Raw genomic sequence first — 12,261 nt, forward strand, 5'->3', positions numbered from 1 at the left:
AAAGTATCGCTGTGATTGAACGTAATTGCTGTTTGAGGTCGTTGAGGTTTAAATGTTGCTGTAACGCATACTTATTTTAGGCAGATGTTGTTAAACAGAGAGCTATAAGATGGTTGCTATAGATATTCGCGACGATATAGGGACACCCGTCGTCGAGCGTGAGAGCGGGAATTCGATGAAAACCATAAGTGACAAGAGTCTCGTTCTTGATTTGGATAAAAAACCATCAGAAGGGCGCGTTCCAATTTACATGATTTCCGGTATTGGCGGACATGTCATGTCGTCGCAGCTCATCGCGCGTGGAATATCAGAAAAATGGAAGGCTTACGGTCTGTTACATCCAGTGTTTACAGGGTACGAGTACAGTACAATTGAAGATAATGCGCGGATATTGAGCGAGCATCTTGTGCAAGCCCAGTCTCTGGGGCCATACAATCTGATTGGCTACTCTATGGGGGGGCTGATCGCGATCGAAATGGGGCGCCTGCTTTCAGAGCAAGGCCTGGATGTGAGGGTGGTGTTGTTGGATACCAAGCCCCCCCAACTTCCACCTTTAAAGCCTCCTATAGTGCGGCTGTCAATTTACTTACGCTGGTATTTGAAAAAGTATGGGAACATACTGCTGAATAGAAAATGCCCTGATGATGGGAATGGGGCAAACATAACCTACGATCAGCACAAATCGATCCCCAACTTGCCAAAGGCCTTTAGAAAAGCCTTTCAGCTTGGTCGTGAAGCGGTAGATAATTATGTTGCAACGCCTTGTCCATTGCCGTCAGTACTGGTGAGAAGTGAGCAAGTTAGCTGGTGGGAAAACCTGCGAGAATGGACTTCTGACTATGGCTGGGCCAGTTATATTGACCTGAAGCAGGTTATTTTTTGTCCGGGAGGGCACCTGGATTTAGTCAAGGCCGATCAATACTGGCAATCAACAGGCGCGGCATTAGAAGAAGCACTCACTCTTCTGGAAGGTGTCCAGGGTGTAGGAGTTACTGGAAAGTAACCTTTTGTAGTTGTATAGGGAAATTTAAATGATTGAGTACAAAGAAAAAATAAAGAATTACATTGCTTCCGATCTCGGAATAGATATGTCGAAGACAGGTTATGCAGATCCCCTCTTTACCAGCGGATTGATGGACAGCTTCGCGCTAATTGAGCTCCTTGCGTTTATGGAACAGGAGCTGGGAGCTGAGGTCGACGTGTCGGAAATCTACATCGATAAAATTGATAGCATTGATTCTCTCTCGGCCCTGATTAAGTAGTTTTTCAAGGAGGAAAAGCTATGGCTTGGAACAGTGGCTCAGGGTTAGATGATGCTCGAATTCTCGCATATGTACGAAAGTTCGGGTTCGAAGAGCATGAAATCCTCCAGAAATGCCGGCTGGAAACGTTTAAGAATCGTACGGATGCAACGATGATGACGCCTCCTGAGGAGGCTGCATTTATTGCCTTTATTGTTAAGTTAACCGGCAGTAAAAACTGCCTGGAAATCGGTGCATTTACTGGTTATTCGAGTCTGGCGATTGCATTGGCACTACCTGATGATGGCGAACTCACGGTCTTGGAGCTGGATCGAGAGTTACTGGAGGTGGCGTCTAATTATTGGTACGAGGCTGGTGTTGAGCACAAGATTCGTGCATTCAATCAGGCCGCTGTTGAGGGGATAAATTCTTTACTCGCCAGTGGTGCCGCCAGCACTTTCGATCTGGTCTATATCGATGCTGACAAAGTAAGTTATCCAACCTATTTCGAATTGTCGCTGGAATTATTGAAAACTGGTGGGATTATTATCCTCGATAATATGCTTTGGTCCGGAAAAGTCGCGGATAGATCTGACAAAAGTGCCACTGCAGTTACTTTAAGAGAGCTAAACGCAAAGATTTTGGAAGACTCTCGCGTTGAGTCAATTTTGACGCCGCTCGCTGATGGGGTGACCTTCGCCATCAAGCGTTAAATTAGTCACCGTTTTGAGCGTAGCCTTGGTAACTTATAAAGGATAACTAAACCGGAAACCTTCATTACCGCGAAGGTTCGGAGTCCCAGCCCATAACGGCGCCACCGGTAATCAAAAGGCCATCGGCCCGGCGTATGGCTTCCGCCGCGCGGGCGGCCAGTGCTATCAGATTCAACGTCTGTTCTCTCCTGAAATCACCAAAGCTCTTTGGGCGCAACCTTTTTGACGCCACCGCAAGTATTGCAACGAAATCTTCGCCAGCGGCGTCGCGCCTGGGAGTATCCATCGGAGTTTATCGGTCTGCAATGGTGGCACGGTTCCAAACTCCGATAGTCGCGTAGGGCGCATCAATCGGCAGAAGTCTTTTCCAATAAAGTGGTCGCACAGTGACGGAAATGACGACTCGCGCGCGGTCGTCTACAGTCCCTGTTAAAACTCCGTGTTGTGTGAACTTTTCCGGGCATCAGGCGAGGCGCATATTTCTATGAACATCACCATGTTTAGCACCCAGGGATTTGAGCGCACTGCCTTTGATTCTGTAAACGAGAACCTGGGGCACCAGATCAATTATTGCGAAGCGCGTTTGGGGCACCACTCGGTGGATCTTGCTCGGGGCAGCGATGGCGTGTGCGTGTCGGTTAACGACCAGGTGGATGCGGCGGTGATCGCTACCCTGGCCAAGAGTGGCTGCGGGGTAATTGTCACACGTTCCATCGGCTTTAATCAGATCGATCTCGACGCGGCAGACAAGGCAGGTATACCGGTAGCACGGGTTCCGCACTACTCCCCGCATTCGGTTTCAGAATTCACTGTGGGTTTGATCCTATCACTGACCCGCAAAATCCATCGTGCTTTTCTGCGCAGTCGTGAATTTAATTTCAATATCGACGGATTGATGGGCACTCAGTTATCGGACAAAACGATTGGCGTTCTCGGTGCCGGCCAGATAGGAGGGCTGGTGCTTAAAGCGTTGAGTGGCTTCGGCTGCCGCCTCATCTACCACGACCTGCAGCGACAGCCAGAACTTGATGATGTCGCAACCTGGTGCGACGTGTCCACGTTAACGCGGGAAAGCGACATCCTTGTGCTCAATCTTCCGCTCACTCCGGAAACACGCCACACACTGAATCCAACGACGGTGCCACAACTCAAGCCTGGGGCGCTGATCATCAATACCGGGCGTGGCGGGTTGATCGATACCCGCGCTCTTGTTGATGGCTTAAAAAGTGGCCACATCGGTGGCGCTGCGATCGATGTCTACGAAGATGAAGCTGGCTTGTTTTATACGGATCGCTCTGCCGACGTTCTGCAGGATGATACTTTCTGCCGCCTTTTAACTTTTCCCAACGTGATTGTGACCTCCCATATGGCCTTCCTGACGGATCACGCGCTGGAAGATATTGCCACCACGACGCTGCAGGCTTTCACCGATTATGAACAGGGCAGGCCGCTGGCGACCAGAATTGAGCGTTCGCCCGGTTGAGGCCGGGCGATGGCTTTACGTCTAATTTTGACTCTGCAGGGCGCTTAGGGAAGCGCCTTAGAACGAAAATTTTATTCCGGCAAACAAACCGCTCAGATCCAGGTCGTCAAAATAAGGCGAGCGGTCAAAATTCCACTTCAAATAGCGATAGCCGCCGACAAAATCGTAGCGGTAGCAGCGATAATTGATCGCAGCCAACGCCTGCCAGGTGGAGTCGCTGTCGCCGCCACCGATGTCCGCGTAGTAGGTCAGATACCAGCGCTCGTCGAGATCGGTCTTGCCGCGCAGGCCCACCACACCATCCCAGACACTGTCGGAGTCAGAAAACCTGAAGCGGCGAAAGCGGTCGAAGTTCCCCCTTACATCCACATCGAGCCATAAGTAGCGTGCGCCGAATGTCAGGTTAAGCCGCGTCAGATCCGACTGATAGAAGCGATAGGCGCCTCCCAGCGTGGAGACAAAGCCCTGCAGATCAATATCGGCGCCGACGCGGAACAGGTCGCCGCGAAAGCGGACGGTTTGCCGGATATCGTCTGATGCATCAAGGTAGATCATGTCGGCAAACACCGTCCACTCATCCCGGCTTGCGGCGAGGGTGCCCATAAAGCCCATTTCCAGATCTTCGAGCAGCTCATCAAAGCCGATATCAATGTTGTCACCACTTCTCGTATCACCACCGATACTGGCGCCCCAAAGATACACCTCAGCCCCCAACATCCAGCGATCCGGCGGGCCGCCGCCGAACGTCTCAGGCGGGCCGTAGCTTTGTGCCTGCGCCAGGCAGAACGGAAAGCAGAGTAGAATTAGAACCAGCACGCGCTTCATTGGGAATCTCCCTGTGGTTTTGTCACCGTGGACACGCTTTTAGAATTACATGTAATGAGACTTTCCGGGCTTCCAGATAGCTGACCTGCCCGCCTTTTGATAATGCACTGGATCGGAGTGTTTAAATTTCCTGTGCACTTCACCGGAAACTTCGAAATCGGATACGAAGTTGAACTCCTATACCGACGCGCCCGCTGCCAGATACAGTTTCCGGCAGGTATTGAAGATCCTTGCTGTGCATGGCGGTCATCACGCTCGTGAGCGCGGCGCTTTATTATTCTCCTGACGCGGTGATTACACAGCGCGATAACACCTGAGAGCTTTTGAAAAGCACAGTGAATGAATCTCCAGATCTTGGCTGAGATTGTGCGCGGCAATGTGGCTTTAACTGACGATTTATCTCGGTAGCACGAGAAGGCACGCTATCGGTGCTATCAACCACAGCAGTGGTCCTGGCTGCGGTACTGGCCGTGAAACACCGGCTTCACCAAAAACGTCAGGATCAGATGTGGGCTGCCGCCAGTAAAGCGGCAGCCCACAGCTGGTTAGCTCATTCGGGCGTATACCAGATCGGCGATGTCCACGCGCGTTCCTGAATGCTCACGGGCAGGTCGTCCGGGCGCTTGAGGCCGGTGCGTGCGGCGTCGTAAGTGGACCAGCGCGGTGTCGGGATTTGCAGGACGCGTGCATAGTAGAACGCGGGCTGCGAGGCATCGAAGTCCGGATCCGTCCAGGTCGCCATCAACTGGGTGTCGCCAATGCTGTTGGTATAGGTAGCGTCTTTCTCGTTGACGGTATTACCCACAGGTGGGATCTTGCCGTCCGCGTTGGGTTTGCGATCACCGGACAGGGCCACGTCATAAATCTTCGACTGCTGCTCACCGGACGCATCTACCCAGCCCTTGATAATCTGGATGCGGTCGAGGTTGGCTCCGTCTGCTTCCTTCAGCGCCTGTACGATGAAGGTCGGGGCCTTGTCACTGGCCGCCGGCAAATCGCCACCCATCGGTACGCCTTTGGCGTAAGCCTGCTTGACTCCATCGGCGTTGCCGAGGGTTATTCCCGCCATATCGAATCCGCCGAAGAACCGTACCATTGGCCGGGGGCCGGAGGTTGCGTAGGTTTCCTTGCGCTTGATCGCTTCGAAAATCCCATCGCGGGTATTGCTTTCCGCCCACACCGCGGCGACGCCGCCAGAGCTGAAATGCCGCACCTGTTTCGCGCCTTTTTCATCCACGCCGGGAGGGCCTTCGAGCCGATGCTTGGGATCGATCTCGAAACCAAACTTACCGGTGTAGTTATCTTCCTCAATCGCGGAGGCGCCATTGTGGGTGTCGGAATCGCCGATAAAGCCGTACTTGAACGGGTTTCCGTTACCCTCACTCTGCAGTTTGAGGCCGCGAATCAGGGCCTCTCGCACGTAGCCGCCTTTCTTGTGCTCGGGGGGCGTGGCGGTTGGGGCGAGGGTATAGTCCCACAGTTCGAAATCGCCGAATTCGTCATTGGGGAACAGGGCGGGGTGCGTTTCCGAGGTGCCCTTGATCTGGGTGAGCTCGTACACCGGCTCATTGCGCATGCGGGTTTCCGCGTACTCCTGGTTCAGCGCGCTACCGCCGAAGGTCTTATCCACAGGGAACATGAGCCCGTCGCTGGCATTGCCGTTGTGGGCAATAGCGAGAAGATCGTTGCCGGAATCCCGCTGTGTGTCCATCCATTTCCACAGGTCTTCCGGTTTGCTGGAGTCGAGTGCTGAAAAGGGGGCATCCGGCACTTTGGCTGAGTCGCGGAAGAACACTACCCGGTGGAGATTTCGCCAATCAGGATTTGAGGTCCACTCATAACCGGGCATGGTAGTGAACTTCCCCGGCGCGTAATGGGCGTTCGCTATTTCCACTACCTCCGACCAGAGCGTCCTTGCCAGTTTTTTGTCTCCGAGAATGGGGTCCACTCTCTGATAGGAAATGCCATCCAGAACCTTGCCATAGGCATCGAATGATTTTTTGGGATCGTCGCCGGAGATATCTGCGGCGAGGGGGTGCTTGCTGATCGGACTGTTCGGATCCTCCATAAGGGGGAGTGCACCCAAGTATTCTGCGTGGTCAGAAACGATATACCAGTCGAGCGGCCTTTCTATTTTTATTGGCTTTCCATGTTCCCCTCCGGAAATCTCTTCGCCCTTGGCCCAGCGGTAGGCTGCGTCGGGATCGAGCCAGGCTTCGTTGATGTAGGCGTCGAAAGACCAGCGGGTATGCACATGCAGGTTGCCAAAATACACATCCCGGTTGGGGTTTGACTGTACCTCTGTATTGGTGTCGTCAGCGGCCGTGCCTGCGGAAGATGGATCTGCACCCGTTGTATCGGTGGCTGCACTGTCTTCGGTTGCCGGGGCCGCGGGCGTCTCACTGACATCTTGTCCCGCGTTGCGGTCCTGATCTGCACCGCATGCCGATAGCAGTGCGACAAACAACAGGGAATAGTGATGTGTTCGCATGGCCTAAGCACTTCCTGACTGGAGAACAACGGATATTCGGGTAACTTACTAATAGTCCATTGTGGAGTTTTCGGTGGCGGCCGCAGCGCGTGTGGCGCACCGTACGCTTTTAACAAGGCCTGGAATTCGCACCCATCACATAGGTGGCGGGGAAGTCGACAAGGCGATTATTGACGCTGTAATGAACTGCACCCGGTTCGTTGTCACTAGATTCCATAGGTAATCGAATGATGAGGACGTGTGAAATGAAAGCTGTGAAGTACAGTAAGGCGAATTACCTGTTGGTTGCTCTCATGAGCATCGCGCTTTGCTCGGCAAGCTACGCGGGCCAGGAATTCACGTCGATGCAGATGCAGGGTGTCGAGCTGGTGGACGTTCAGGTTGATGTAGACGCAGCGGCAAAGCGACTGTCGAAGGCTGTTCAGTTTCCAACGATTTCCAATCAGGATCGAAACGATTTTGACGTAAAGGCTTTCGAGGGTTACCACCAATTCCTCGAAGAAGCCTATCCAAATGTGCACAAAACCCTGAAACGGGAAAAACTGGGCAAGCCCCGGGCTTACAGCCTGCTGTACACGTGGACGGGTAAAGACCCGTCTCTTCCGCCTGCGGTGTTCATGGCACATCAGGATGTGGTTCCGATTGCCGAAGAGTCCAGAGACCAGTGGAAGCAGGAGCCATTTTCCGGTGCGATCGCCGATGGCTATATCTGGGGGCGCGGTGTCCTGGATGACAAAAACCAGATCCACGCGATCCTGGAAGCCGCGGAAATGAAAATCAAGGAGGGCTTCCAGCCGGAGCGCACCATCTACTTCGTGTTTGGCCACGATGAGGAGGTCGGCGGCCCGGAAGGGGCCAGGCATGTGGCCGATGTGCTTGAAAAGCGCGGTATTAAGCAAATCGCCTTTGTGATTGACGAGTCTGCGCCGCTGATACCGGGCGTGTTTCCCGGTATCAAGGAGAATTCCGCGCTTATCGGCATCGCCCAGAAAGGCTACATGAGCCTGGAACTATCGGTAAATGGCGAAGGTGGCCACTCCTCCCAGCCGCCTGAGCACTCAAATATTGGGATATTGGCGGCGGCGATCACGAAGCTCGAAAATGCGCAGTTTCCTTACAGGATAAACAAGGCCGTGCGCTACCAGTACCGCTTTATGGGGCCAGAACTCGCGAAAGACAAACAGCCCATGTATGAGGCTGTCGCGTTCGGGGATGACGACAAAACCACAGAGCTGGAACAGAAGTTCATCGAAGAAATGGCAGCAGACCAGGTAACCCGGGCCATGCTGCATACCACCATTGCGGTCACCATGTTCAATGCCGGTATCAAGGACAATGTACTGCCGCCTTCGGCGACCGCCGTGGTCAACTTCAGAATTGCCCCAAGTGATAGCAAAGAAAGCGTCATCGCCCATGTCAAAAAGGCGATTAATGATGATCGCGTTGAGGTCAGGGATATCTCCGCATCCACGCCCCCAACCAATATTGCAGACCCGCATGGGCAGGGGTACAAGATGCTGGAGAAGACGATCCGCCAAACCTGGGGAAACGACCTGATTGTCTCGCCCTTTTTTGTTATCGGCGGCTCGGACTCAAAGCATTTCCAGGCGCGGCCGTTTGCACCGAATGTATACACCATTACCGGGATACAGCTGGAATCTACCGCGGAGTTCGCCGGGTTTCACGGGGTGAATGAACGAATCCTGGTAGATGAGTATGGCCGCTCGATCGTGTTTTTCTATCAGTTAATGAGCAACCTTGAAGATCTGTAGCACTGAAAATCACAGAGAAACACGATCAAAAAAGCCCGTCACCTTGCGGTAACGGGCTTTTGAGTTCGGAATCGCGGGAGGTTTGTTCTTCCCCCTTTGCGTTCTATCCAGCCAGTGCAAATTCGATTTTGCGCCTTTCCATATCTACGGCCATAACGCGCACCTTGACCTTGTCACCGATAGCAAAGCGCGTATTGCTGCGCTCACCAACAAGCCGCTGTGAAGCCGGATCAAAGGTGTAGTAGTCGTTTTTTAGTGCGGATATGTGCACCAGGCCTTCCACCTGCGTTTCGCTGATCTCGATAAACAGGCCGAAGCTCGTAACGCTACTCACAGTTCCGTGAAAGGTATCGCCGATAAAGTCCTGCATATATTCGCATTTCAGCCACGCTTCGACATCCCAGCTCGCCTTGTCCGCTCGGCGCGAAGCCGTAGAGCAATGTTCAGCGAGGGTTTTCATCGCCGCCTTGTCGTAGGGGTAACTTTTGCTGGCCGCGATGGGCTTTGCGTGTTCAAAACGCTGCACCGGAGTATCACCTGCGCCGAGCACAAACGTGAGCGCGCGACGAAGCGGGTTACGCTGCTTTTCCTGGCGGATCACGGAGCGGATGGCTCGGTGAACCAGCAAGTCCGGGTAGCGGCGAATAGGCGAGGTGAAGTGGGCATACGCGGAATAGGCGAGACCAAAATGGCCTCGGTTTTCCGGGCTGTACTCCGCCTGGCTCAGTGAACGCAGCATCATGGTGCGGATAGTCTGGGCATCGGCGCGCTGCCCAATACTGCTCAGTAGCCGGTCGTAATGTGCAGGGGAGGGCTTGTTGCCGCCGGCCAGCTTGAGTCCACGTTCATTCAGGAATGCACGCAGGCTGCTGAGCTTTTTATCCCGAGGTCCATCATGCACCCGGTAGAGTGCCGGCATCTTCTGCTTTCTGAGGAAATCTGCGGTCGCCACGTTGGCACTCAGCATAAACTCCTCAATCATCTTATGGGCGTCGTTGCGTATGACTGGCACTATGCGTTCAATCTTGCGGTCTTCGGTGAAGTGGAATTTCACTTCTGGCTTTTCGAAGTCCATAGCCCCGCGTTTTGTGCGCGCATCCTTCAATACCGAATAAAGCTGGTGCAGCGCCTGAATGTGCGGGTCTGTCCCATGGAGGTGACGGGCAGCGTGCCGCCCGGAGCGCGAATTCGGTGATGTGATGAATGCATTTACCTGGTTATAGGTAAGACGGGCATGCGAGTGGATCACACCTTCGGAAAAGGTGTAGCCGGTCATTTTGCCGGACTTACTGATGGCCATCTCACAGACTATAACCAGCCGGTCTACCCGGGGGTTGAGTGAGCACAAACCATTGGACAGGGATTCCGGCAGCATCGGCACAACGCGTCCGGGAAAATACACGGAGGTTGCGCGCTTCTCAGCTTCCAAATCCAGTGCACTTGCCGGCGCTACATAGTGGGATACATCGGCAATTGCCACGAACAGGCGCCAGCCGCCGGCTGCGTTTTTTTCACAATACACCGCATCGTCAAAGTCCTTGGCGTCTTCACCGTCGATGGTCACAAACGGCAATTCCCGCAAATCGGCGCGGTGCAGTTTGTCGGCTTCCGGCACGGTACTGCCCAGTCGCTTTGCTGCTCGCACTGTTTCCTGTGGCCAACTGTGGGGAATATCGTGGCTGCGGATGGCGACGTCGATCTCCATACCGGGCCCCATGGAATCGCCCAGAAGCTCGGTCACGCGACCGAAGGCGTTGTAGCGACGATTGGGGAATTCGGTGATCTCGACGAACACATACTGCCCGGGCTGCGCGCCCATCAACTCGTCGCGATCGAGGTCAATCTCATGGGAAATTCGGCTATTTTCCGGCTTGAGAAAATAGTGGTCATCTTCGAACTGCAACCGGCCCACCAGATGTGTGGTATTGCGTTCCAGTACCTTGACGATAACGCCGGTTTTACGGCCGCGGCGATCGGTACCGCTGATACGTGCCTGCACGCGATCGCCGTCGAAGACGCCCAGCATTTCGTTATCGGATAAGAACAGGTCTTCGGCGGAGTCATCGCTGGTCAGAAAGCCGAAACCGTCCGGGTGACCGATTACCCGGCCGCTCACCAGTTCTTCCGGTTTGACCAGACTGTAACCTTTTCGGTGTTCGAACTGAATCTGTCCGTCGCGCTCCATGGCACGCAGGCGGCGTCGCAAAGCCTCTTTCTGCTCCTCTGAAGAGAGGTGCAGGACTTTCGCCAGCTTGTCGCGATCAAGCGCATTATTGCTTTTTTTGAGCAAGCTCATAATGAACTCGCGCGCGGGAATCGGGTGGCTGTATTTTTCAGCGTCCAGCGGATTAAACGCAGCTATTGGGGATTTGCTCATGATTTCCTCTTGGGAAAACCGCCAATAAAATTGCGCTTGGTAAAAACTGGATTGATGTGTCAGGGCAGATCAGGTGTTACTCGGCAAGGTATGCAGGCGGAAGTTACTCAACGGTGTTGAGAGGTATTGCAGTTGGGCATTCACACTGTAACCAGTCTGAATGCCCGTCTTACCGGCTGAGGTACCTGGCGGTAGCTCAACCGGAGTGGCCTTTAGAGCCACTCAGCAGTGAACCCGTTCATGGGTAACTGCTTGTGCGAGCAGTGGCTCAAGCGCAAACGATGTTTTCAGCTTGCGGGCCTTTGGGGCCTTGAGTCACGGTGAACTCCACGGCCTGACCTTCGGTCAGGGTCTTGAAGCCCGAGCTCGCGATAGCACTGAAGTGTGCGAACACGTCAGGGCCGGATTGCTGTTCAATAAAGCCAAAGCCTTTGGATTCGTTAAACCACTTAACAGTGCCGGTCGTTGTCTTGGACATGATAATTTCCTGTAAACAAATAAGGGTATGCCTTCATGGGGCATGAATAGCAAAAAAAGACTGGAATTTAGATGCTACAGGACGAAGAAAAACTGATGCGACGAAACTGAGGATTTAAACAAGAGACTTACTTTTGACTAAAGGCACTGTAGGCCTCTCTGTGAGCTAAGTCAAAGTATTTCTCAAGGGTATGGATGGGGGGGCAGGACTGCGGGGCGGCCACTGAATGACGACAGGTAGGCGGAATCCACCACTGGGTATGAAGTGTGAGAACTCATAAGTCACGTATGGCGGGGCAGGTATGCGCTAACGTTGCCATACGTGCCTGATACGCAGTATGAAAGTGCGCAGGATGGCAGGGGTTGCTCAAAATTCGTCCATACAGTATTGTGCCGACAGCTGAGGGAGGACGACCTCCCGGATCCAGTACCAGTAATGCCCAGGACGACCTGGCCCTGTTTGTAAAACGGAGCAGTCAATGCCTTGGCTTTACCTTCTCGCCGCCGGCGTCCTGGAAGTGATTTGGGCGTTCTCCATGAAGCAGTCTCACGGCTTCAGCCGGCTCGTACCTTCCCTTATTACCCTGGTCACTATGCTCGGCAGTTTCTGGCTGTTGTCCATTGCCATGCGGTCTATTCCTCTCGGTACGGCGTACACAATCTGGACCGGCATCGGTGCAATCGGCGCTTTCCTTGTGGGAATCATGTTTTTGGCGGAACCGGTGAATGCCATGAGAATCGTGGCCGCCATCCTGATTGTTTCGGGGCTGGTGCTGATGAAACTTGCCTCTGCCTGAAATCAGCCTCTTTGGCGTCGAGATCCAGGGTAGTGGATCTGCTCGGGAACAGGGCCATTCGGCTGTAATATCCAAAGTTGGCCGA

Annotated in this window: 10 protein-coding genes; 6 read left to right on the plus strand and 4 right to left on the minus strand. The window is 53.7% G+C overall.

Annotated elements, in window-relative coordinates:
• The first annotated feature begins 109 nt into the window (after positions 1–109).
• The 4 genes from ACNKU7_RS03195 to ACNKU7_RS03210 all read left to right on the plus strand — a co-directional run bounded on the left by ACNKU7_RS03195 (position 110) and on the right by ACNKU7_RS03210 (position 3,437).
• Positions 110–1,003, plus strand: a complete 894-nt coding sequence (locus ACNKU7_RS03195) for a thioesterase domain-containing protein (RefSeq protein WP_418295515.1) — start codon at positions 110–112, stop codon at positions 1,001–1,003.
• A gap of 28 nt (positions 1,004–1,031) precedes the next feature.
• Positions 1,032–1,262 (plus strand): acyl carrier protein, encoded by a 231-nt coding sequence (locus ACNKU7_RS03200; RefSeq protein ID WP_418295516.1) that lies wholly within the window; start codon positions 1,032–1,034, stop codon positions 1,260–1,262.
• A 20-nt stretch (positions 1,263–1,282) separates the two neighbouring features.
• Complete coding sequence (locus ACNKU7_RS03205; protein WP_418295517.1) at positions 1,283–1,954, plus strand: class I SAM-dependent methyltransferase; 672 nt, start codon at positions 1,283–1,285, stop codon at positions 1,952–1,954.
• Between the two features lie 484 nt (positions 1,955–2,438).
• Entirely contained in the window at positions 2,439–3,437 is a 999-nt protein-coding gene (locus tag ACNKU7_RS03210) for a 2-hydroxyacid dehydrogenase (protein WP_418295518.1), read from the plus strand.
• A 57-nt stretch (positions 3,438–3,494) separates the two neighbouring features.
• Here ACNKU7_RS03210 and ACNKU7_RS03215 read toward each other — a convergent pair whose 3' ends face one another.
• Positions 3,495–4,262 carry a hypothetical protein gene (locus ACNKU7_RS03215; RefSeq protein ID WP_418295519.1) on the minus strand — a complete coding sequence of 256 codons (768 nt, stop codon included), beginning with the start codon at positions 4,260–4,262 and terminating at the stop codon, positions 3,495–3,497.
• A 550-nt stretch (positions 4,263–4,812) separates the two neighbouring features.
• The gene (locus ACNKU7_RS03220) at positions 4,813–6,753 is read right to left on the minus strand and encodes a DUF3604 domain-containing protein (protein WP_418295520.1); all 1,941 of its coding nucleotides are present in this window, start codon (positions 6,751–6,753) and stop codon (positions 4,813–4,815) included.
• A gap of 245 nt (positions 6,754–6,998) precedes the next feature.
• On the opposite strand from ACNKU7_RS03220, the gene ACNKU7_RS03225 reads away from it, so the two are divergent.
• Positions 6,999–8,525, plus strand: coding sequence for a M20 family peptidase (locus tag ACNKU7_RS03225; protein WP_418295521.1), 1,527 nt, complete (start codon positions 6,999–7,001; stop codon positions 8,523–8,525).
• 103 nt (positions 8,526–8,628) lie between these two features.
• Here ACNKU7_RS03225 and rnr read toward each other — a convergent pair whose 3' ends face one another.
• Together rnr and ACNKU7_RS03235 are read right to left on the minus strand one after the other, a co-directional pair.
• A complete protein-coding gene (gene rnr / locus ACNKU7_RS03230) occupies positions 8,629–10,902 on the minus strand; it encodes a ribonuclease R (RefSeq protein WP_418295522.1) in 2,274 nt (757 codons plus the stop codon).
• A 268-nt stretch (positions 10,903–11,170) separates the two neighbouring features.
• Positions 11,171–11,380, minus strand: coding sequence for a cold-shock protein (locus ACNKU7_RS03235; RefSeq protein WP_418295523.1), 210 nt, complete (start codon positions 11,378–11,380; stop codon positions 11,171–11,173).
• 478 nt (positions 11,381–11,858) lie between these two features.
• On the opposite strand from ACNKU7_RS03235, the gene ACNKU7_RS03240 reads away from it, so the two are divergent.
• Positions 11,859–12,176, plus strand: a complete 318-nt coding sequence (locus tag ACNKU7_RS03240; protein ID WP_418295524.1) for a DMT family transporter — start codon at positions 11,859–11,861, stop codon at positions 12,174–12,176.
• The last annotated feature ends 85 nt before the right edge of the window (positions 12,177–12,261 follow it).

The sequence above is a fragment of the Microbulbifer weihaiensis genome (assembly GCF_048323715.1).
Taxonomy (GTDB): Bacteria; Pseudomonadota; Gammaproteobacteria; order Pseudomonadales; family Cellvibrionaceae; genus Microbulbifer.